Source organism: Pseudomonas sp. FH1, assembly GCF_000510895.2.
Classification (GTDB): domain Bacteria; phylum Pseudomonadota; class Gammaproteobacteria; order Pseudomonadales; family Pseudomonadaceae; genus Aquipseudomonas; species Aquipseudomonas azotoformans_A.
Genome location: NZ_AOHM01000023.1, coordinates 1 through 22,212 on the forward strand (window position 1 = coordinate 1; position 22,212 = coordinate 22,212).

A 22,212-nucleotide genomic window follows, 5' to 3' on the forward strand; every position below is an offset into this window, starting at 1 on the left:
TGGCTCAGCAGTCGAAAAATAGCGGCCTACTTCAGACCATCCTTAGTCGATCGTTACAAGGTCTACAACTCACTAATAAACCGCTACTTTTCCAACTAACCCGTTAAAGAGCTAACGAGCACTTTTGCAAAAAACTATTAAAGATCAGTTCGCAAGAGCAAAATTTTCCTCTCGCAGCGTAGCCGTTGTCCTACACTGATTTTCGTGCAGTTTTGGGGGTTCAGGACGTACCCCAAGTCAAGGAGACCCCCATGGAGAGTGACCTATGCTCAAATGGCAAACCACGCGCCTTCCCAAGCTGGAAGGTGAAAACGAGGTCACCAGTGTGTTTGAAATGGTGATCAACAAAACGTATGAACTGGGTTTCAAACATTGTTCTTTCAAGATGAGTTCCCAGCTAACCAAAAACCAAATAAAGCCAATTGAATTCACCAGCCATTCAAACGAGTGGAAAAAAATCTACGACGAAGCAAAATTCCTGGAAGTTGATCCCATTGTTAAACACTGCAAAGCAAGTTTATTGCCGATTATCTGGGAGGAGAAATTATTCAAAGAGATACCAAGCCTTTGGTCTTTAGCCCAAACCTTGGGGGTGCACAGGGCGGTAACCCTCACCGTGCATGATTTCCGGGGCGTGTTCAGCATGTTGACCCTCAGCCGCGACAAGGGCGAAGTGAGTCCGGAGGAACTGTACGAAAAGGCGGGCATGCTGCTGTGGCTCTGTCATGCGATGCACGCGGTACTGGCGCAAAAGTATGCCGAGGGCCAAAGCGTCAACCCCACCAGCAAATTGACCCCACGGGAAATAGAAGTGCTCATGTGGTCGGGCATGGGCAAGACAGCGGCGGACATCGCGGCCATCCTGTGCCTGTCCGAACGGACAGTAGGTTTTCATGTGTGCAGTTGCCTCAAGAAGATGGGCGTCAACAACAAGATCGCCGCCGTGCTTCGTGCCGCGCAAGAAGGGATTATTTAACCGCCCAAGAAACACTGCATGTATTCCCTTTGAAAAAAACGTAACATTTGCGACCCATTCTGAGTGTTGAGCAGCCCCCCAGGTGCCGCGCGCAGTACACTCAGACGGTTCGGCCCATGACTGCCGACCCACCCATCGTTGACCCAGAGCCTCCCCCGCCATGCCCCTGCTCGAAAGCCCCTTCGCCCAGCTCGATCTGATCCGCCAGCCAGAGCAACATAACGATCCGCTGCAAGCCTTCGATGCCGCCGACGAATACCTGCTCAATCATCTGGCCGAACAGAAACCGACGAATGCAACCCGCGTGCTGGTGCTCAATGACAGCTTCGGCGCCCTGGCCGCCAGCCTTCAGGGGCAGGTGCAGGTCGCGTCCAGCGGTGACTCGTTCCTGGCGGCCCAGGGCCTGGAGAAGAACCTGGTACGTAACGGCAAGGCGTTTGATGCAGTGGCATTCATCCCCGCCAGCCAGGTTCCGGCAGGCCCTTTTGACTGTGTGTTGATCCGCGTGCCTAAAACCCTGGCGCTTCTGGAAGAACAACTGATCCGCTTGCAAGGCCAACTCGCGCCAGGAGCCCAAGTCATCGCCGGGGCGATGATCAAGCATCTGCCACGGGCGGCAGGCGAGTTGCTGGAGCGCTATATCGGACCGATGCAGGCGTCGCTCGCAGTGAAAAAAGCGCGACTGCTGATCGCCACTGTTGAAGACCGCCCAGCAGCCATTTCGCCCTACCCCACCCGCTACACCCTGGATACGCCGGCAATCGAACTGCTGAACCACGCCAACGTGTTCTGCCGCGAAAGCCTGGACATCGGCACCCGTGCGTTCCTGCCCCACCTGCCGAAAAACCTGGGCAACGCCCGTGTGGCTGACCTGGGTTGCGGCAACGGCGTATTAGCGATTGCCAGCGCCCTGCAAAACCCCGACGCCCACTACACCCTGTTGGACGAGTCCTATATGGCGGTGCAATCGGCGGCCGAAAACTGGCAAGCCGCCCTCGGTGATCGCGATGTCATCGTACGTGCCGCCGATGGCCTGGCTGGCCAGGAGCCCGGTTCGCTGGACGTGGTGCTGTGCAACCCGCCCTTCCACCAGCAACAGGTGGTCGGTGACTTCCTCGCCTGGCGCATGTTCCAGCAGGCACGTGAAGCGCTGGTGGTCGGCGGTGCCCTCTATATCGTCGGCAATCGCCACCTGGGGTATCACACCAAGCTGGCGCGGTTGTTCCGGGGTGTCGAGCAAGTCGCCACCACGCCAAAATTCGTGATCCTCAAAGCCCGTAAATAAAGCCCGCAAATAAAAAACCCTGCTTCTCTCGCGAAAAGCAGGGTTGAAAAACCGGGCCGCAAGGCCCGGATCGGGATGTCAGTGCGTGGTCAGGCCCGCCGCATTCATGAACATGCGCATCAGGCTGGCCACGACGAACAGGGCCAGCACACTGCCGGTCCAGATCATCGCCAGCCACCCCAGGCGCCGCCACAACGGCTGTTTCTCGGCCTGTTCGATCTCGTGCAACGAAGGTTTGCCGGACATGAAACGACCCTCCTAGTGATAACCGTCTTCGTGGGTAACCTTGCCGCGGAACACGTAGTAGCTCCAGAAGGTGTAGCCCAGGATGAACGGGATGATGAACAGGGTGCCGACCAGCATGAAGCCCTGGCTTTGCGGCGGCGCGGCGGCGTCCCAGATCGACACGGACGGCGGGATGATGTTCGGCCACAGGCTGATGCCCAAACCACTGTAGCCCAGGAAAATCAGCACCAGCGTCAGCAGGAACGGCGTGTAGTGCGCATTCCGTGCCACCGCGCGGATCAGCCCGTACATGGTCACCAATACCAGGATCGGCACCGGCAGGAACCAGAACAGGTTCGGCAGGGTGAACCACCGCGAGGCGATTTCCGGGTGGGTCAACGGCGTCCAGATGCTCACGATGCCGATCACCGCCAGCACCACAAAGGCCAATGGCCGCGCCAGGTTGTGCATCTTTTCCTGCAACGGGCCTTCGGTCTTCATGATCAGCCAGGTGCAGCCCAGCAAGGCATAGGCCACGATCAGCGCCACGCCGCAGAACATCGTGAACGGCGTGGCCCAGTCCAGTGAACCACCGGCAAACTGGCGATTCACCACGGGGATGCCGTCGATAAACGCCCCCAGTGCCACGCCCTGGAAGAACGTCGCTGCCAGAGAGCCGCCGATAAACGCCTTGTCCCACAGGTGACGCTTGTGGTCCTTGGCCTTGAAGCGGAACTCGAACGCCACGCCACGGAAGATCAGCCCGATCAGCATCAGGATCAGCGGCAGGTACAGCGCCGACAACACCACCGAATAGGCCAGCGGGAATGCGCCAAACAACGCCGCGCCGCCCAGTACCAGCCAGGTTTCGTTGCCGTCCCAGACCGGGGCCACGGTGTTCATCATCACGTCGCGGTCGGTCTTGCCGGGGATAAACGGAAACAGGATGCCGATACCCAGGTCGAAGCCGTCCATGACCACGTACATCATGATGCCGAAGATGATGATCACGGCCCAGATCAGCGGAAGATCAATGCCCATCTCAATGCCCCTTGTGCTGGATGTGGGTGTGGTCGTCATCGTTGCCATCATCATCGGCAGCCGACAACGGACGGGCCGGTGTGCGTTTCTGGCCAGGGCCACCGTGGGTTGGCTCGGTGCCTTCGTGGGTCACAGGGCCTTTGCGCACCAGGCGCATCATGTAGCCCAGGCCTGCACCGAACAGCGCGAAGTACACCACCACGAACAACACCAGGGTGATGGTCATCTGAGCAAGGCTATGCCCGGAGGACGCATCCGCGGTGCGCATCAAGCCGTAGACCACCCACGGCTGACGGCCGATCTCGGTGGTGAACCAGCCGGCAAGAATCGCGATCAAGCCGGACGGGCCCATCCACAACGCCAGGTATAGGAACGGTTTGGACGTATACATCTTGTCGCCCCGGCGCAGCCAGAGGCTGAACAGGCCGGTGAAGATCATCAGGAAGCCGAGGCCGACCATGACCCGGAACGACCAGAACACGATGGTGGAGTTGGGGCGGTCCTCAGGCGGGAACTCCTTGAGCGCCGGCACCTGTTTGTCCAGGGAGTGAGTGAGGATCAGGCTGCCCAGGTACGGGATCTCGACGGCGTACTTGGTCCTTTCCTCTTTCATGTCTGGCCAGCCGAACAGGATCAACGGCGTCGGTTCGTTGCCGATGTTTTCCCAGTGACCTTCAATCGCGGCGATTTTCGCCGGCTGGTGCTTCAACGTATTCAGGCCGTGGAAGTCACCGATCACGGCCTGGATAGGCGCGACGATCAGCGCCATCCACATCGCCATCGAGAGCATTTTGCGGATCGCCGGGTTGTCCTTGCCTCGCAGCAAGTGCCAGGCCGCCGAGGAGCCGACGAAGAACGCAGTCGCTACGAACGCCGCCGTGGCCATGTGCGCCAAGCGATAAGGGAACGAGGGGTTGAAGACCACGGCGAACCAATCGGTCGGGATCACGCGGCCATCAATGATTTCAAAGCCCTGGGGCGTCTGCATCCAGCTGTTGGACGAGAGGATCCAGAACGTGGAAATCAAGGTGCCCACAGCCACCATCACGGTGGAGAAGAAGTGCAGGTTGCGCCCCACCTTGTTCCAGCCGAACAGCATTACGCCCAGGAAACCGGCCTCGAGGAAGAAGGCCGTGAGCACTTCGTACGTCAGAAGCGGCCCGGTGACGGCGCCGGCAAAGTCCGAGAAGCGGCTCCAGTTGGTGCCGAACTGGTAGGCCATGACTAACCCGGAGACCACGCCCATGCCGAAGTTGACGGCAAAGATCTTCGACCAGAAATGGTAGAGGTCACGGTAGGTGTCGTTGTGCGTCTTGAGCCACAAACCTTCCAGCACCGCGAGGTAACTGGCCAGGCCGATGGTGATCGCCGGGAACAGGATGTGGAAAGAGATGGTGAATGCAAATTGAATTCGGGCGAGATCTAGCGCCTCCAAACCGAACATAAGTCTTCCTCTGTCAGGTAATACCGGCTGCTGGCGGGAGCCTGCACCCACTGCCCCCACGGATATGGAGTCTGGCGAATTTGAATTCGTTTCTTTTTTTAACCCACTGCGTAGGGAATCTGGCCCTGAGGCCGCCAGGCCGATGTCCGGGCGGACATTGATCTGGATCAAGCATTGCTGAAAGAGTAGTCCCATTTTCGATGTAGGACGGCGTGGTCTTTTGCCGCGTGACAGACTGCCTCAGATCAGTTCTTGCAACTATCTGTTACAACTTGATGATAATCTCGGCGTTCCCTCCGGCCCTGACCTGAACCCCCGATGCCTAGTGAACCCGCGTTGCTGTTGCGTCACCACCGCCCTTTCATCGCGTTCTGGCTGGCGCGTATCTTCACCGCCAGCGGTTTCCAGATGCTCACCGTGGCCATCGGCTGGAACCTCTACCAACTGACCGGCAATGTGCTGGACCTGGGCCTGGTCGGCCTGGTGGAATTCGTGCCACGCGTATTGTTCATGCTGCACACCGGGCATGTGGCCGACCGCTATGAACGGCGCAAGGTCGCAGCCATCTGCCAGACCGTGCAGGCGTTGATCGCACTGTCCCTGGCCATCGGCGGGCTGACCGGCAATGTGACCCGCGAGATGATCTTCATCCTCGCCTTCCTGCTCGGTGCCGCGCGTTCGTTTGAAATGCCCACCACCCAGGCGATGCTGCCCAGCATCGTCCCCAGCATTTTATTCCCGCGAGCCGTGGCCTCGTCGCAGTCGGCCCAGCAACTGGCAACCATCGTCGCCCCGGCCCTCGGCGGATTGCTCTACGCGTTTGGCAGCGTGTGGGTCTATGGCCCCACGGTGGTGCTGTACTTTATCGCCTGCGTGCTGACCCTGAATTTGCCCGCCCGCCAGACGCCACTCAACAAAGGCAAGGCGACCCTGGACTCCCTGCTCGCCGGCATCCGCTTCATCCGCAGCCGCCCGGACATCCTCGGCGCCATCTCCCTTGACCTGTTCGCCGTGCTGCTGGGTGGCGCCACCGCGTTGCTGCCGGTGTTTGCCAAAGACATCCTGCTGACGGGCGCCTGGGGCCTGGGCCTGCTGCGTTCGGCCCCGGCAGTGGGCGCGTTGTTGATGTCACTGTGGCTCGCGCGCTTTTCAGTGGACCGCCATGTGGGCCGTGTGATGTTCACCGCCGTCGGCGTGTTCGGCGTGGCGACCATCGCCTTCGGCCTATCGACCTCGTTCTGGTTCTCACTGGCGGTGCTGGTGGTGCTGGGCGCGGCGGACATGATCAGCATGGTGATCCGCGCGTCCTTCGTTCAGTTGGAGACGCCGGATGAAATGCGCGGGCGGGTCAGTGCGGTCAACGGCCTGTTTATCGGCGCGTCCAACCAGTTGGGCGAGTTCGAATCCGGGATTACCGCCCACTGGTTCGGCACCGTGCCCGCCGTGGTCATGGGCGGGATCGGTACGCTGGTGGTGACCGGGGTCTGGATCAAGCTGTTCCCGACCCTGGCCAACCGTGACCGCATGCATGTGCCCGTGGAAGAACCTTCGAAGGTCTAGAGCACCTTGTCGAGGGTGATGGGAAATTCCCGCACCCGCTTGCCGGTGGCGTGATAAATCGCATTGGCCACCGCCGCTGCGACCCCGACGATACCAATCTCACCGACGCCCTTGGACCCCAAGGCATTGACGATCTCGTCGGGTTCATCGACAAACACCACATCAATGTCGCCAATATCGGCGTTAACCGGAATGTGGTACTCCGCCAGGCTATGGTTCATATAGCGCCCCAACTGATGGTCGATCTGGGTTTCTTCATGCAATGCCATGCCGATGCCCCACACCACCCCGCCGAGGATCTGGCTGCGGGCCATCTTCGGGTTGACCACTCGCCCGGCGGCAATCGCGCTGACTACCCGACGAACCTTGATGGTGCCCAGGTCTTCATCCACCTGCACTTCGACGAAGACAGCTGAGTGGGTGGCCGTGCTGTAGCCCTCGCGTTTTTTATCGGGCTCACTGTCGACCTGCATCTCCAGCGCATCTTCGCCGCTGTCCTTGACCAACTGTGCCAGCGACACACTCACGTCGCCGGTATGCAGTTGGCCCTCTTCGAAGCGCACGGTTTCGGCGTCCTTGAACACCGGGTAAGTCTGCCGTGCGATGTTCAGCAGTTTGGCATTCAAGGCCTCGCAGGCTTGCTGCACGGCAGTGCCGACGGAGGACACGGTGAATGAACCGCCCTGCAACGGCGCGGTGGGCAATGATGAATCACCCAGCAGAAATGCCACGTCGTCGACCGCCACACCACTGGCCTGGGCCGCAATCTGGGTCATCACCGTGTAAGTCCCGGTGCCGATATCGGTGGTGGCGCTGCTGACGGTCAACTTGCCTTGCGCATCGAGGCGCGCCTTGGCGCTGGCCTTCATCTGCATGGCTTCCCACACGCCGCCGGCCATGCCCCAACCAATCAACTGGCGGCCATCGCGCATGCTGCGCGGCTCCGGGTTGCGCTGGCTCCAGCCAAATCGCTCGGCGCCTTCACGGTAACACTCGCGCAGGGCTTTGCTCGACCAGGGCTTGTCTTCGTTTTGGTTGCGTTCGGCGTAGTTGATCAGCCGCAGTTGTACCGGGTCCATACCCAGTGCGCAGGCCAGTTCATCCATGGCGCACTCCAGGCCGATCACGCCGAGGGCTGCGCCGGGCGCACGCATGTCCAACGGCGTGAACACGTCCAGGGGCACCAGTTTGTAGGTCAGCTGTACGTTGTCGCAGTGGTAGAGCATGCCGCTCCATTCCACGACGTGTTCGCTGAAGTCTTCGAAGCGCGAGGTCTGGCCAATGGCTGTGTGCCCCAATGCCAGCAAGCGCCCGTTGGCGGCGGCGCCGAGTTGCAGGCGCTGTAATGTGCGCGGGCGATAGCCAAACGTGAACATCTGCTGGCGCGTCAGCGTGACCCGCACCGAACGCTTGAGCGCCAACGAGGCCATCACGGCCAGCGGCAATTGGTACTGCGGGCGCAGGCCGGAACCAAACGCGCCACCAACAAACGCGGCGAAGATGCGCACCTGGCTTTTATCCAGGCCGAAGACTTTTTGCACATAGGCCTGGCAGTTCTGCGGGCCCTGGGTCTTGTCATGGATATGCAGGGTGCCGTCCGGCTGATACAGCACCGTGCTGGCGTGGGGCTCCATCGGGTTGTGATGTTCGATGGGCGTGCTGTAGTGCACATCCAGGCTGACGGCGGCAGCGGTCCATTCGGCCTGGAAGTTGCCACGCGGTTCGGGCGGGGTTTGCGGCGAGGCGTGGGCCTGATCCTGCAGGGCCAGCAGGTCGGTTTCAAAGGCTTCGGTTTCGTACTCGATGTCCACCAGTGAACCCGCATGCCGCGCCAGTTCAAGGTTGTCGGCGATCACCAGGGCCAGTGGCTGGCCGCTGTACAGCACGCGATGGTTGTAGAGCGGACGAAACGGCGAGCCGTCCGCGGCGTCGGCGTCCTGGAAGGCGTCATCGTAGCTAGCGATTTTGGGGCGGTTGAGGTGATGGATCACCGCCACCACGCCCGGCAGGGCCAGTGCCTTGGAAGCATCGATGCGCAACACGCGGCCTTTGGCAACGGTACTGGACACCACGCTGCCATGCAGCAGGCCTTCCTCGGGAAACTCACCGGCATAACGCGCTTTACCTGTGACCTTGAGCAGACCGTCAACCCGGTCCAAGGGTTTGCCGATAGCGGTCATGGGCGTTCTCCTGCGACGGCCGCATCACTCAGGGCACGAATAATTCCCCGGCGTGCCAGCTTGATCTTGAAGCCGTTGTGTTCCAGGGGTTCGGCGTCTTGCAGCAGCGCATCGGCGGCGTGGCTGAAGGTTTCGCGGCTGACGAGCTGGCCGATCAACGCGGCTTCCACGGCACGATCACGCCAGGGTTTGTGGGCCACGCCGCCAAGGGCCAGGCGCGCGTCGACGATGCGGTCGCCGTCCAGCTCCAACGCTGCAGCAACGGACACCAGTGCGAACGCATAGGAAGCGCGGTCGCGGATTTTCAGGTAGTTGCTGTGGCTCGCCAGGTTGTCGGCGGGCAGTTCTATAGCGGTGATCAGCTCATCGTCAGCCAACTGGTTGTCACGCTGCGGCGCATCGCCGGGCAGGCGATGGAAGTCGGCAAACTCGATAACACGAGCGCCTGCACGACCTTCGACATGCACCCGCGCTTCCAACGCCGCCAACGCCACGCACATATCGGAAGGATGGGTCGCGACGCACTGTTCACTGGCGCCGAGGATGGCATGAATGCGATTCAACCCCGTGCGTGCCGGGCAGCCGCTGCCGGGCTCGCGCTTATTGCACGGCACAGTGGCGTCATAAAAGTAGTAACAACGGGTGCGCTGCAACAGATTGCCGCCCGTACTGGCCATATTGCGCAGCTGCGGCGAGGCGCCCGCGAGGATGGCCTGGGACAGCAGCGGGTAACGCTGTTCGATCAGCGGGTGCCAGGCCAGGTCGGCGTTGCTCACCAGGGCGCCGATCAGCAGTCCGCCCTCGGCGGTTGCCTGAACCTCATTTAACGGCAGCCCTGTGATGTCGATGAGATGCTCGGGGCGGCTGATGTTTTCTTTCATCAGGTCCAGCAGGTTGGTGCCACCCGCGATAAACCGCGAGGCGGCGCTGCTCAGGTGCACCGCTTCCTGCACATCGGCCGGCTTGCTGTAGTGGAAGGGATTCATCGCTCACCTCCCACGACGTCTTCAATGGCATCGCGAATATTGCTGTAGGCGCCGCAGCGACACAGGTTGCCGCTCATCAGCTCTTGAATCTGGGCGGTATCGTGCGCACGGCCTTCATTGGCCAGGCCAACCGCCGAACAGATCTGGCCAGGGGTGCAGTAACCGCATTGGAAGGCGTCGTGCTTGATGAAAGCTTGCTGCATCGGGTGCAGTTGGTCGCCGTCGGCCAGGCCTTCGATGGTGGTCAGCTCGGCACCGTCGCACATCACCGCCAGGGTCAGGCAGGCATTGATGCGCTTGCCGTCGCGCAGCACCGTGCAGGCACCGCATTGGCCGTGGTCGCAGCCTTTTTTGCTGCCGACCATGTCGAGCTGTTCGCGCAACAGGTCAAGCAGCGTGGTCCAGGGCAACACGTCCAGCTGACGATCCTGGCCGTTGAGGCGCAGGCGTATCGAGTGGCTGACGAACGGCTGGGCCGTCGCGCCATTGGGGGTCGCGCTCATAAACACCTCACGGGTTGGTGTACATCCGCGGCGTTCAGGAAAGTCGCCGTCTCAGGGGTACGACTGCCCGGGGTATTGAGCGTTCAAGCTGATTGATCAGCGGATATTGAGCTGCGTGGTCAGGGTATTTTGCGGCGGGTTGATCGAGGAATTGCTGTACTGGAACCAGCCTTGGGCCTCGACATTCAGGTCAAACACATAGATGTAGCCCATCAGTGTGCCCACGCCGTTGCACACTTCGCTGATGTTGCCGACCTGGCAAACCGCCGTACGTTGCCCATTCAATTCGGCGCCATCGAAGCGGCCCATCGGGTTGTTACCCAGGCCCACCTCCATGACGGAAACCTTGGTAGGCCCACGGTGCGTACACATCTGTGTGCTCTGCGCGCGCTCGGGGATGCTTTCCTTACACGCTGCCGACTCGACCTGGAACACACGCACTTCGCTCAACGGCGGTGCAGTCGCGCCCCAGGCCGGTGCTGCGCCGAGCAACAGGCCGATACAGGGGATCAGGGCTAGACTCCACGGGCTGGGGTTTTTCATGCGGCAAGTGACCTTCGTTTAAACGTCGGCGCAGTATGCCTCAAGGCCTCGGCTGCTGGTATGATGCGCCGCTTTTTCCGATCCTCTCTGAAACCACAGGCGCTTGGCGCAGTTTGTGCTTTGACTTAGAGGTCAACAAATCACGACGCCACAGAGCGTCACAGGGAGCCGGCATGCTGGAAAAGCTGTTTCAACTCAAGGCACACAACACCAACGTGCGCACCGAAATTCTCGCGGGCATCACGACATTCCTGGCCATGGCCTACATTCTGTTCGTGAACCCGAGCATCCTCGGCGAGACCGGCATGGATAAGGGCGCGGTGTTCGTCGCGACCTGCCTGGCCGCTGCCATCGGTTCGACCGTGATGGGCCTGATCGCCAACTACCCGATCGCCCTCGCGCCGGGCATGGGCCTCAACGCCTTCTTTACCTACACCGTGGTCCTGCACATGGGCCATACCTGGCAGGTGGCGCTGGGTGCGGTGTTTATTTCGGCGGTGCTGTTCTTCCTGCTGTCGATCTTCCGTATTCGTGAATGGATCATCAACGCCATCCCACTGCCCCTGCGTTCGGCGATTGCCGCCGGTATCGGCCTGTTTCTGGCGTTGATCGCCCTGCACAACGCCGGGATCGTGGTCGGCAACCCCAACACCCTGGTGGGCCTGGGCGACCTGAAAAAACCCGCTCCGATCCTGGCTACGTTTGGCTTTATCCTGATCGTCGCCCTGGAAGCCTTGGCGGTGCGCGGTGCCGTGTTGATCGGCATCCTGGCGGTGACCATCGTCTCGATCCTGCTGGGCGTCACCGCGTTCGGTGGCGTTGTCTCGATGCCGCCTTCCCTGGCCCCGACCTTCCTGCAACTGGATATCAAAGGCGCGCTGGACATCGGCCTGGTCAGCGTGATCTTCGCCTTCCTGTTCGTTGACCTGTTCGACAACTCCGGCACCCTGATCGGCGTGGCCAAGCGTGCGGGCCTGATGGGCAAGGACGGCCATATGCCGAAAATGGGCCGTGCACTGATCGCCGACAGTACCGCCGCCATGGCCGGCTCGCTGCTGGGTACGTCGACCACCACCAGCTACATCGAATCGGCTGCGGGCGTGAGCGCCGGCGGCCGTACCGGCTTGACCGCCATCGTGGTCGCGATCCTGTTCCTGCTGGCACTGTTCTTCTCGCCGCTGGCCGCCAGCGTACCGGCCTTCGCCACTGCGCCGGCACTGCTGTTCGTGGCGGTGCTGATGACCCAGGGCCTGGCTGAAATCGACTGGGACGACATTACCGTTGCAGCGCCGGTGGTGATCACCGCCCTGGCGATGCCTTTCACCTATTCCATCGCCAACGGCATCGCCTTCGGTTTCATCGCCTGGACCGCCATCAAGCTGCTTTCGGGCCGCTACCGTGAGCTGAACCCGGCGCTGGTGATTCTGTCGATTCTGTTTGTGATCAAGCTGGGCTGGTTCAACGCATGACTTTTGACGCCGCAAGCTACACCGCTCAACTGCAAGATAAGGTCACGCGTTTGCGTGACCTGCTGGCCCCGTTCGACGCGCCAGCGCCGCAGGTCTTCGACTCGCCACTGCAGAACTTCCGCCTGCGCGCGGAGTTCCGCCTGTGGCGCGAAGGCGGCGAACGCCACTACGCGATGTTCTCCCAGGACGACAAGCGCACGCCGATCCTGATCGAAGAATTCCCCATCGCCAGCCTGCGTATCAACCAGTTGATGCCGCAACTCAAGGCCGCCTGGCAAGCCAGCGCAGCCCTGAGCCACAAGCTGTTCCAGGTGGAGTTCCTCACAACCTTGGCCGGGGACGCGATGATCACCCTGTGCTATCACCGCCCGCTGGACGAGCATTGGCACACCGCCGCTAACCAACTGGCGGCTGACTTGAATGTCAGCATCATCGGCCGCTCCAAGGGCAAGCGCGATGTGATCGGCCATGACTACGTGGTGGAAAAACTCGACGTGGGCGGCCGCACCTTCAGCTATCGCCAACCCGAAGGCGCCTTCACCCAGCCCAACGGTACGGTAAACCAGAAGATGCTCAACTGGGCTTATGAAGCCCTGGGTGATCGCCCGGATGATCTGCTGGAGCTGTATTGCGGCAACGGCAACTTCACCCTGCCCCTGGCCACCCGCGTGCGCAAAGTACTGGCTACCGAAATCAGCAAGACCTCGGTGAATGCGGCCCTGAGCAACCTCGATGAAAACGCGGTGGATAACGTCACCTTGGTGCGCCTGTCAGCCGAAGAACTCACTGAAGCGCTGAACGAAGTGCGTCCGTTCCGTCGCCTGCACGGCATCGACCTGAAAAGCTATGAATTCGGCAGCGTGTTCGTCGACCCGCCGCGCGCCGGCATGGACCCGGACACCTGCGAATTGACCCGGCGCTTCGACAACATCCTGTACATCTCCTGCAACCCGGAGACGTTGGCGGCGAACATTGCGCAACTGCATGACACGCACAAGATCACCCAGTGTGCGATGTTTGACCAGTTCCCGTGGACGCACCATATGGAGTCCGGGGTGTTATTGACCCGGCGGTAACTCAACGTCTTCCGGTTCCTTCTTGCGCGGCCGCCCGCCCTTCTTGCCATTGGCACGGGCGGCGGCGGCTTTGGCGGCGCTGCTTTTGCGGCCGTTGCGCGAAGCCACCAGGCTGGTGGCCAGGTCCATCAGCGGTTTGCTGGTGGCGATCAGGCCCGTGACTGAAACGTCCAGGTCCTGGGCCTCGCAGCACAGCGCCTTGCCGCCAAAGCCGACTTCCAGCTGCGCAAAGTCCTCCAGGGAAAAACCCTCGAACTCGGGCAGGCCAGCCACTGGCAGTACCACACGACTGCCGTCGCTGAAGCCGATGGAAATGCAGTTGTCTTCATAACGCACAGAGCTGGCGCGGGCATAAAGGTGCCGTGTCTTGCGCCCTCGGGCTATCGCCTTTTCGACGTCGGCCTCAGTGAGCGGTTTATAAGGTACAGCTTTGGCTTTTACGATTTGCTTCATAGTTCAATCTCCACAAAACCCGGCGCTCTGACCAGATTCAAAATGGTTTTCTGCCCCACGACATCGTGCCGGGCACGCGCGATCACATAAACACCCGGCTGAATGATCAGCCCAGGCAACACTTCGCGAGCCTCCCAATCCCAGGAATGATTCTCCAGGCAGACCGTTTGCAGGTACTCCCACCAGATCCTGCGTGCCCGCGCCAAGTAGTGCCGCTGCATGATCGCCCCGCGTAGTTCTTTCAAAACCGCCATGGGTGGCTGCCACCGCTCAGGCTCTACATCCCATAACTCCACCTCCCCATGCAGAAAACTGAAGCGAAAGCGCGCATCCCATTCGCTCCCCCGCACATGCACATGGGGCGGGCAATGCTCATCCCTGATAAACACCGAAATCACATAGCCTTTGTAAGTGCCTACTCGCATCGTAACCCATCCGTTAGGTTATTTTCCGCCCAGTAACAATTTTCCCTTGTCACCCGACAACCGGCTCCATTTCCCAGAGCTGTTTCACAGATTAGTAAGCACAAAAAACCCGGCGAATGCCGGGTTGTAACCACTCATGCCGAGGGCTGGAAATACTCCGCCAAAGCCCGCAAGTCCTGCTCGCTCAGCAACCCCGCGTAATACTTCAGCTGAATCCTTGCCAGCAGATACGCATGTCGCGCATTCGCCAAATCGCGGCGGGCGGTGAAGAGTTGTTGTTCGGCGTCGAGCACGTCGAGGTTGACCCGCTCACCGCCGGCCACACTCTTTTTCGTCGCAGCGACTAAAGCCGTGGCAGAGCTGACGGCCATTTCATATGCACGCACCTTGGCCGCACCGCTGGTGTTGAGGTTGAACTGTTTGCGCAACTCCACCAGCGTGGCCGAGGTTTGCGCGTCCAACTCGTATTGGGCCTGGGACAACTGGTTTGCCGCCTGGCGGGTCGACGCCGACACACCACCACCGGCAAACAGCGGCAGGCTGACCTGGATGCCGACGGTATTGGTGTCGTACTTCTGGTTGTAGCTGCTTTCCGAGTCGGAGTTGGTCTGGCGGCTGGTGGCGTACAAGCTGACCTTGGGCAGGTGGCCTGCGCGTTTGCGTTCCACTTCATAGGAGGCCACGTCCAGGGCGTGGTGCTGGGATTTGAGCTCCGGGTTGTTGGCCATGGCCAGTTCGCGCCAGGTTTCGAAACGATTGGGTTCCAGGGGCGCAATCTCGAACTGGCGCGTCAGCGGCGCCAGTTCTTCGATCTGCAACGGTTGGCCGACGATGGCTTCCAACTCGCGCAAGGCACTGTCCTGCGCGTCTTGCGATTCAATCTCTTCGGCCTGGGCCAGGCTCAAACGCGCCTGGGTTTCCAGCACATCGGTGCGTGTGCCTTCACCGCCTTTTAGAAGGCGATCATTGAGCTGCAAGCGCTCGGCATACGCACGCTTCTGTGCACGGCTCAGCTCAATGCGTTCCTGGGCCAACAACGCCTGGCTGTAGGCATTGAGTACCCGCACCGCCAGCTCCTGGCTCTTACCGCGAAAGCGCTCGTCGGCCATCAATGCCTGAGCGGTGCCCTGGCGAAAACGCGCATAGGCTTCGTAATCCAGCAGCGGTTGCTGCAAGGTCAGGGTCGACGCATAGCTGCGGTAATCACGGTCGCTTTTGACATCCCCTGCCGTCACTTCGGACTCGTTGCGCGAGTTGTTATAGCTCCACGACAAATTCGGCAACAACGCCGCCCGGCCTATCGCGCGGTTTTCTTCACCGCCTTCACGCTCCTGGATGGCGGCCTGAAACGTCGGATCATTGCGCAGGGCCAAGTCGTAGGCATCCAGCAAACCCAGAGCGTGGGCCGCCGAGGTACAACCGAAACACAGGGTAAACAACAGCGCCTTCATTCTTCCACCAAGGCCATATGGGTGCGATCCATCAGGGGTTTGAACAGGTAGTTGAGCATCGAGCGCTCGCCGGTCTTGACGAAGGTTTCCACCGGCATGCCTGGGCGGATCTGCACACCGTCCAATTGCTGCATACCGGCTGCGCTGACCTGGGCGCGCAGCGTGTAATAGGGCTCATCGGTGCGTTCATCGACCTGACGGTCCGCCGAGACCAACGTCACCTCACCGGCCACCCGTGGCGTGGTGGATTGGTTGAAGGCCGAGAACATCAGTTCCACCGGCAGGCCGGGGTGCACTTTGTCGACCATCTGCACCGGCACCCGCGCCTCCACCAGCAAAGGTTCGCCCTGGGGCACGATGTCCATCAACGGCTGGCCGGGCTTGATTACACCGCCTTCGGTGTACACGTCCAACCCCACCACCACGCCGCTTGCGGGCGCACGCACCAGGCTGTTGGCCAGCTCGAATTCGGCCGACGCCAGGCGATTGCGCAGGTCATCGCTGCGGGTGCGGGTCTCGGCCAACTGGCCGCGCAGGTCTTTCTGGAAGTCTTCGCCAAGTTGGCGGATGCGCAGGCGCAGTTCCATCACCTGGCGTTGCAGTTGGCCGATGCGACCGTAGTCCTCGGCGATGGCGCCGTCGATCTGTGAGTACAGTCGTTCGCTGTCGAGCAGGCGGTTGCGTGGGATGTAACCCTCACGCGCCAACTCACGCAGGCCCTGCAGTTGCTCATTCAACGCTGCGCGCTGCTGGACTTTGCTCGCTTGCGAATCCCGCGTCCCGCGCAGTTGCGCCTCGGCCCCGGCGATGGTTTCGCGCAGGCCTTGTTGCTCGGTGGCCAAGGCCTGGGCGCGGCTATTGAACAACTGCCGTTGCAGGCTCAAGGTGCCCGCCGCCTCCGGATCGTTAAGCAATTCAGGGTTGAAGGTGATCGCCGCCAACCCTTCACTTTCGGCACTCAAGCGCGCCTCGCTGGCCAGCGACGCCAAGTACTGGCTGCGCAGGGACTGCATCTGCCCGCGCAACGGGGTTTCCTTCAAGCGCAACAACACTTGACCGGCGCTCACCACGTCACCGTCGCGCACGTCGATACGCTCGACGATGCCCCCGGCCGGGTGCTGCACGGTCTTGCGATGGCCCGACACCATGACCTTGCCCGGCACTGCCACGCCCTTATCGAGTGGCGCCAACGCCGCCCATCCGAGGAAGCCGGCAAAACCGCCGAGTACCAACAGCCATCCCAGGCGCGAGTACTTTTTGTCATCCAACGCCAGCACATTATTGGGCGCGTCGCTGATCAATACAGGTTTGCTCGGGTTCATGCCTGTTTTCCTTCACCTACGCGGTAACTCATGCTCATGGTCGATACCGGTTTGGGCGCTGCCGGTTTCTGCCGTGCCTCCAACACACGCGCCGTCGGCCCGAACGCCTGCATCTGGCCGTCCTTGAGGATCAGCAACTGGTCGGTCAGGGTCAGTACGTTGGGTTTGTGGGTGATCAGGATCACGGTACGGCGCTGTTGCTTGAGCTGGGCGATCGCCTGGAGCAAGGCCTGCTCGCCCACTTCATCCAGGTTGGCGTTGGGCTCATCCAGCACGATCAGCGCAGGCAGGCCGTACAGCGCGCGGGCCAGTGCAACGCGTTGCTTCTGGCCACCGGAAAGCCCGGCACCGCCTTCTCCCAATTGCGTGTCGTAGCCTTGGGGCAGTTGCAGGATCAGATCATGCACGCCGGCCATCTGCGCAGCCGCGAGGACTTTATCCGCGTCGACCTCAGCAAACCGCGCGATGTTTTGCGCGATGCTGCCAGCGAACAGCTGGATGTCTTGCGGCAGGTAACCGATGTGCGGGCCCAACTGCTGCTTGTCCCATAAGGCCAAGTCGGCGCCATCCAGCCGCACCTTGCCGGCCAGGGGCGCCCAGGCGCCCACCAGTATCCGAGCGAGGGTGGATTTGCCGCAGCCCGACGGCCCGATCACGCCCAGGACGTCCCCGGCTGCCAGGTTGAAACCCAGATTGGCCAACGCGGGCCGACGGCTGCCGGGGGCACAGGCGCTGATTTGTTCGACGTTCAGTTGGCCTTTGGGCACCGGCAGCGCCATGCGCTGCGGGCGCGCGGGATTGGCCTCCAGCATCTGCGACAACCGATCAAACGCCAGGCGCGCCGAACCCCACTGTTTCCACACGCCGATCAATTGGTCGATGGGGCTCAGCACGCGGCCCATCAGGATCGAGCCGGCAATCATCATGCCCGGCGTGATCTCACCCTGTACTGCCAGCAAAGCGCCCAGGCCCAACACCAGGGATTGCAGCGCCAGGCGCACGCCCTTGGACCAGGCGGTAACGGTCGCGGTCTTTTCACTGGCCAGGTTCTGCTGCGCCAAAAACGCCTGGTGCTGGCCAAACCAACGCGCACGCAAGGTGGCGAGCATGCCCATGGCTTCGATGGTGTCGGCATTGCGCAGGTTGGCCGTGGCCTGCTGGCTGGCGCTGATGGACAGTTGGCTGGCCAGGGCCATCGGCGCTTGGCTGACGTGATGGTTGACCCACGCCAGCACAATCAACAACAGCGCGCCGACCAGCGCCAACAGACCGAGCCAGGGGTGGAACAGGAAAATCACCAGCAGGTACACCGGAAACCACGGCGCATCAAAGAACGCGAATAACGCCTGACCGGTGGCAAACTGGCGCAGCGTGGTCAGGTCATGCAACGCCTGGCCCGCCGCCTGGGTGCCGCCCTTGAGCTGCGCTTCAAACGCGGCGTCGTACACCCGCTGGTTCAAGCGCATGTCCATCTGCGTACCGAGGCGGATCACCACCTGGCTTCGCACCCATTCCAACGCGCCCATCAGGCCGAACAGGCCGAGGATCATCAGCGTCAGCATCAACAGGGTCATCTGATTGCCCGAGGCCAGCACCCGGTCGTACACCTGCAACATGTACAGCGCCGGGGCGAGCATCAGCAGGTTGATCACCGCCGAGAACAGGCCGATGTTGAAGAAGCCACTTTTATAGGCCGTGAGAGCGGCCAGGGTTTCGTTGCCGGCGTGGCGCATCTGGGGATTCTCATGGGGTTGAGCGGGCAGCACCGCCGCGTTGACAGGCAAAGCGACGCTGCGCAGAATTCGGCACCGCCGTCGCTGAAGAGTTAGAAGGCTTGGCGACAGCGGTGTGTAAAACGGCGAATGGGAGAGCGATCTTCCATTCGCTTTTTTGCTTAAGCGGCCAGGGCAAAGTCCTGAGGCACGTCTTGCACGCCCACCAGCGCCACATCGGACGCAGCGACCGAAGCCGAGTCCACATGGGCCACACCGGCAGCCGCCAGTTGGTCGAACGTCGAGTTGATCGACAGGCTTGGGTCGATGTCCTTGAGCAGGGAGTCGATCGCCGAAGCCAGTGCCGAGCTGTCGCCGCTCATCAGGCCGTACACGATTTTGTGCACCTGGCCGTCACGGCCTTCGGATTGCAGGCTCGACAGGCCCAGGTTGGCGAAGCTGACTTCCTGCTCGGCGAGGCTGTAGCTACCGCCGGCCCCGCCGCCGGTCAGGATGGTGCCCAGGTTCAGGGAGTCGATCGAACCCCACAAGGTGTGCGACGGCGGGTTGAACAAGGTGTAATGCAGGTCACCGTTAGCCACCACAGCCGCGTTGCTTTCAGTGCTCGACACACCGTATTGGGTGCCATCGAACGGGCCAGGATTGAAACCACCGGTGTTCGAACCCTCCTTGACCGACCCTTCACGGTGGTTCAGGTCACCAAAGTAAGCCGACCAGTCGCTCAGGTACTCGGCAACGGTGTTAGTGGCGTAGGTCGTGCTGTATGAAATAGAAATGCTCATGCAAAACTCCAAGTCATGGGGTGGTATCTCCACAGCAAGCCATTGCCTGCTGTGGTTTTGCCCGTCACTGGGCAAAATCGGTCAGAACTGATATTCAACGGTGCCCTGCAACGTGCGCCCACGGCCCAGGGTGAAGGCCAACACGTCGCCCAGCGGCACCAGGTAGGCGCGGTCGGTGACGTTTTCCATGGCCAGGCGCAGGGTCAACTGGTCGGTGGCGCGGTAGCTGCTGTAGAGGTCATAGACGGTGTAGGGCTTCCAGTCGGCCGGGTACACGCCGGTTTGCGAAGTCGTCACGCCGACACCGCCTTTGACGTAGTAACCACCGCTGTAACGGGCGCGAACGCCCACATCCAACTTGCGCTCAAGGAAGCGCGCGCCCAGCGTCGCGGTGCCGCGGTCCATCGGCATGTGCTCTGAGGAGCCCAGGATCGCGCTGCAACTCTGCCCCGCATTCGCCACGTCATCGGGCACCATCGCGTCTACCGGCGCCCGGCTACCCGGCCCTTTCTGGATCTTGGTCACACCGCCCAGCCATGCGGTCTTGCTGCAGAACTTATTGCTACCGAGCATGCGCGTGTAGTTGAACTGGCCGTAGGCGAACCCGGCGTCGTAATCCAGCTGGTACTCCAGGCCGCGAAAACGCGTGGTCTCCAGGTTGTTCACGTACGCCGCATTGCCGATATTGGCGATGCCATAACCCGGCGGCTGCACGCCCAGGGCCATATAGGAAAAGTCATCCACGCGGGTGTTGAAGTAGGACACTTTCATGCCTACGCGGTCTTCGGAGAACAGCAGGTCCTCCTTCAACACATTGAAGCCAACCTCCCAGGACGTGGACGTCTCAGGCTTCAAGTAGGGGTTGGGGAAAATCGACTCCGAGCCCCCGCCATGTGGCCGGCCACTCACCAACGTTTCGGTGACTGCCGGCGGGCGCCAGCCCTTGCCGTAGGTGGCGAAGAGTTGAAGCCAATCCACGCCCGGCTTGATCGACAGGCCAAAGGTGGGCGAGAAATGCCCCTCTTCCCGATCCACGTCATAGGTCATGGGCAACCCCACTTGCCGGGTGGTGCCGATAATGAACGTACGCGTGTTCAAACCGGTTTCGCCGCGCAGTCGATAGCGGTCGTAGCGCAACCCGGCGTTGAGGTTCAGCCAGTTGTCGTAGTCGAAGTCCAGGCGAGTGAACAGGCTGCCCATTGCCCGGTCGCCCCTGGGCGTGATGCTTTCCGCCGCCGAGGCGGTGACGGCCGAGTCGGCGGCCACCATCTGGTTGGAGTCCGGACGGACTTTGTCGTAGAAAAATTCCAGGCCATAGTTGGCCTTGATCACGGACAGTTCGCTCAAGGCAAAGGTCGAAATGTTCTGTGCCTGGAAACCATAGGTGTTGGTCTGATAGGTGACCTCGTAGCCCTTGCTGCTGCCACGGGTCAGCGTGGACTGATCGTTGCGGGTATCGACGTAATAAAGCTTGGCCTTGAAATCGATCAGCGGGTTGTCCGGCGTGTAGCTGTAGTCCAGCGCGAAGTTCTGTGCCGTGACGTCACTGCTGCCGAGTTTCTCCCAGAGCTGGGCTTTTTCGGCGGTCATCATGTTGACGTCGTCATAGCCGACTTCGGTGGTCAGGTAGCTCAGTTGAAGGCGCTGATCCACCGGCAGGTTGAGGCCTAGCTTGAGCAGTCGCGAGCGCATCACCGAACCGGTGTATTCCACAGTGGAGTTCTTGATCCGGTCTTCACTGGCCGGCAGGAAGGAACTGCCGGTGCGCAGCTCGCCAATGCTGCCCTTGGTGCCGGGTTTGTAGTCACCGAGGTGACGCTCACTGGCCGCCACCAACATGTCCCACACGTCGGTGCCCACCGCAAACGCCGAGCTGCCGATAAAGTGCGTGCCGTTGCTGCGCCCGCCCAAGCCTGTGGTCAAGCGGATACGCCCGCCGATTTCCTTGCCGTCCTTGAGCAGGTCGGCCGCTTCCACGGTGCGAAAGTTGGCGACCCCGCCGATCACTCCCGCACCACCCATCGTGGAAGTGGCACCCTTCTCGATCACCACCTCAGACAGCAACTCCGGGTCGACATACAGCGTGCCATTGCGTTGCTGGTGACCACTTTGCTGATAGTTCTGACGCATGCCGTCCACGGACATGTTGACCCGGCCGTAGTCCTGGATGCCGCGAATATTCACCGACAAACCGGGGTCTTGCTGGCTGACCGCCGAATAGACGCCCGGCGCCTCCTCCAGCATTTCAGCGGCATGCCGGGGCGGGTTGCGATCCAGTTGCTCGCGCCCCACCACACTCACCGAACGGGGCGACGAGTACACCCAATCGTTGGGGTGCAAGCCGGTGATTGTGGTGGTGCCCAGCGCCAAGGCGGCGCCGCTCTGCTCAACGCGGGTCAGGGTGACCTGACGCTCGCCGTTGAAGCGGTACTCCACCGGGGCATTGCCCAGCAACCGCGCCAAGCCTTCCTGCACGCTGTACTGCCCTTTCACCGCCGTACTCTGCAAACCTTCCAGGCGCTGGCTGTCGAACAGCACTTGCAGGCCGGCCTGGTCGGCAAACGCCAGCACGGCACTGCCCAGGGATTGCGCAGGGATATCGATCATCAGCACGGCTGGCTGTGCAGCCTTCACCTGGGGTTGCGCGGCGTACACCGGGGCCGCAACGGCGAACAGGCCCACGTGGATGGCCAGGGCTAACCGGCTAACGGTGATACGCCCCTTGTTGAGTGCTGACATTGCTGTTGTTCCCTGCGCT

General features: G+C 61.3%; 19 protein-coding genes. 5 read left to right on the plus strand and 14 right to left on the minus strand.

The window, feature by feature from the left end; all coding sequences use genetic code 11:
• Window positions 1-265: 265 nt before the first annotated feature.
• Window positions 266-976 (plus strand): LuxR family transcriptional regulator, encoded by a 711-nt coding sequence (locus tag H096_RS09615; RefSeq protein WP_033897873.1) that lies wholly within the window; start codon window positions 266-268, stop codon window positions 974-976.
• A 160-nt stretch (window positions 977-1,136) separates the two neighbouring features.
• On the plus strand, window positions 1,137-2,261 hold the full coding sequence (locus H096_RS09620; protein WP_033897874.1) for a class I SAM-dependent methyltransferase: 1,125 nt from the start codon (window positions 1,137-1,139) through the stop codon (window positions 2,259-2,261).
• 78 nt (window positions 2,262-2,339) lie between these two features.
• Here H096_RS09620 and H096_RS33030 read toward each other — a convergent pair whose 3' ends face one another.
• Genes H096_RS33030 through H096_RS09630 form a run of 3 tightly spaced genes read right to left on the minus strand, consistent with a single transcriptional unit; the run spans window position 2,340 to window position 4,971 of the window.
• Window positions 2,340-2,507 (minus strand): DUF2474 domain-containing protein, encoded by a 168-nt coding sequence (locus H096_RS33030; RefSeq protein ID WP_010206690.1) that lies wholly within the window; start codon window positions 2,505-2,507, stop codon window positions 2,340-2,342.
• Between the two features lie 12 nt (window positions 2,508-2,519).
• Window positions 2,520-3,527 (minus strand): cytochrome d ubiquinol oxidase subunit II, encoded by a 1,008-nt coding sequence (gene cydB / locus H096_RS09625; protein ID WP_015885994.1) that lies wholly within the window; start codon window positions 3,525-3,527, stop codon window positions 2,520-2,522.
• A 1-nt stretch (window position 3,528) separates the two neighbouring features.
• On the minus strand, window positions 3,529-4,971 hold the full coding sequence (locus H096_RS09630; protein WP_033897875.1) for a cytochrome ubiquinol oxidase subunit I: 1,443 nt from the start codon (window positions 4,969-4,971) through the stop codon (window positions 3,529-3,531).
• 318 nt (window positions 4,972-5,289) lie between these two features.
• Here H096_RS09630 and H096_RS09635 point away from each other — a divergent pair, with 318 nt between their 5' ends.
• Window positions 5,290-6,531, plus strand: coding sequence for an MFS transporter (locus H096_RS09635; protein ID WP_033897876.1), 1,242 nt, complete (start codon window positions 5,290-5,292; stop codon window positions 6,529-6,531).
• Here the strand turns inward: H096_RS09635 and H096_RS09640 are convergent.
• The 4 genes from H096_RS09640 to H096_RS09655 form a co-directional block, all read right to left on the minus strand.
• On the minus strand, window positions 6,528-8,711 hold the full coding sequence (locus tag H096_RS09640) for a xanthine dehydrogenase family protein molybdopterin-binding subunit (protein ID WP_033897877.1): 2,184 nt from the start codon (window positions 8,709-8,711) through the stop codon (window positions 6,528-6,530). The two genes, H096_RS09635 and H096_RS09640, sit on opposite strands and share 4 nt — an antisense overlap.
• Window positions 8,708-9,697 carry a xanthine dehydrogenase family protein subunit M gene (locus tag H096_RS09645; RefSeq protein ID WP_033897878.1) on the minus strand — a complete coding sequence of 330 codons (990 nt, stop codon included), beginning with the start codon at window positions 9,695-9,697 and terminating at the stop codon, window positions 8,708-8,710. The genes H096_RS09640 and H096_RS09645 overlap by 4 nt, the downstream gene beginning before the upstream one ends.
• Window positions 9,694-10,200 carry a 2Fe-2S iron-sulfur cluster-binding protein gene (locus H096_RS09650; protein WP_033897879.1) on the minus strand — a complete coding sequence of 169 codons (507 nt, stop codon included), beginning with the start codon at window positions 10,198-10,200 and terminating at the stop codon, window positions 9,694-9,696. The genes H096_RS09645 and H096_RS09650 overlap by 4 nt, the downstream gene beginning before the upstream one ends.
• A gap of 96 nt (window positions 10,201-10,296) precedes the next feature.
• Window positions 10,297-10,743 carry a DUF4879 domain-containing protein gene (locus tag H096_RS09655; protein WP_033897881.1) on the minus strand — a complete coding sequence of 149 codons (447 nt, stop codon included), beginning with the start codon at window positions 10,741-10,743 and terminating at the stop codon, window positions 10,297-10,299.
• Between the two features lie 173 nt (window positions 10,744-10,916).
• Here H096_RS09655 and H096_RS09660 point away from each other — a divergent pair, with 173 nt between their 5' ends.
• Complete coding sequence (locus tag H096_RS09660; RefSeq protein ID WP_033897883.1) at window positions 10,917-12,212, plus strand: NCS2 family permease; 1,296 nt, start codon at window positions 10,917-10,919, stop codon at window positions 12,210-12,212.
• Complete coding sequence (gene trmA / locus H096_RS09665) at window positions 12,209-13,288, plus strand: tRNA (uridine(54)-C5)-methyltransferase TrmA (protein WP_033897884.1); 1,080 nt, start codon at window positions 12,209-12,211, stop codon at window positions 13,286-13,288. Before H096_RS09660 ends, trmA begins: the two co-directional genes overlap by 4 nt.
• On the opposite strand, the gene H096_RS09670 is transcribed toward trmA, so the two are convergent.
• The 7 genes from H096_RS09670 to H096_RS09700 form a co-directional block, all read right to left on the minus strand.
• A complete protein-coding gene (locus tag H096_RS09670; RefSeq protein WP_033897885.1) occupies window positions 13,271-13,741 on the minus strand; it encodes a DUF2442 domain-containing protein in 471 nt (156 codons plus the stop codon). The two genes, trmA and H096_RS09670, sit on opposite strands and share 18 nt — an antisense overlap.
• On the minus strand, window positions 13,738-14,166 hold the full coding sequence (locus H096_RS09675; protein ID WP_033897887.1) for a DUF4160 domain-containing protein: 429 nt from the start codon (window positions 14,164-14,166) through the stop codon (window positions 13,738-13,740). The genes H096_RS09670 and H096_RS09675 overlap by 4 nt, the downstream gene beginning before the upstream one ends.
• Window positions 14,167-14,300: 134 nt before the next feature.
• Complete coding sequence (locus H096_RS09680) at window positions 14,301-15,617, minus strand: TolC family outer membrane protein (RefSeq protein ID WP_033897890.1); 1,317 nt, start codon at window positions 15,615-15,617, stop codon at window positions 14,301-14,303.
• Complete coding sequence (locus H096_RS09685; protein WP_033897891.1) at window positions 15,614-16,939, minus strand: HlyD family type I secretion periplasmic adaptor subunit; 1,326 nt, start codon at window positions 16,937-16,939, stop codon at window positions 15,614-15,616. The genes H096_RS09680 and H096_RS09685 overlap by 4 nt, the downstream gene beginning before the upstream one ends.
• Window positions 16,936-18,672, minus strand: a complete 1,737-nt coding sequence (locus H096_RS09690; protein WP_033897894.1) for a type I secretion system permease/ATPase — start codon at window positions 18,670-18,672, stop codon at window positions 16,936-16,938. Before H096_RS09690 ends, H096_RS09685 begins: the two co-directional genes overlap by 4 nt.
• Window positions 18,673-18,833: 161 nt before the next feature.
• Window positions 18,834-19,454 (minus strand): heme acquisition protein HasA, encoded by a 621-nt coding sequence (locus tag H096_RS09695; RefSeq protein WP_033897897.1) that lies wholly within the window; start codon window positions 19,452-19,454, stop codon window positions 18,834-18,836.
• Window positions 19,455-19,535: 81 nt separating this feature from the next.
• A complete protein-coding gene (locus tag H096_RS09700; protein ID WP_033897899.1) occupies window positions 19,536-22,193 on the minus strand; it encodes a TonB-dependent receptor in 2,658 nt (885 codons plus the stop codon).
• Window positions 22,194-22,212 lie beyond the last annotated feature (19 nt).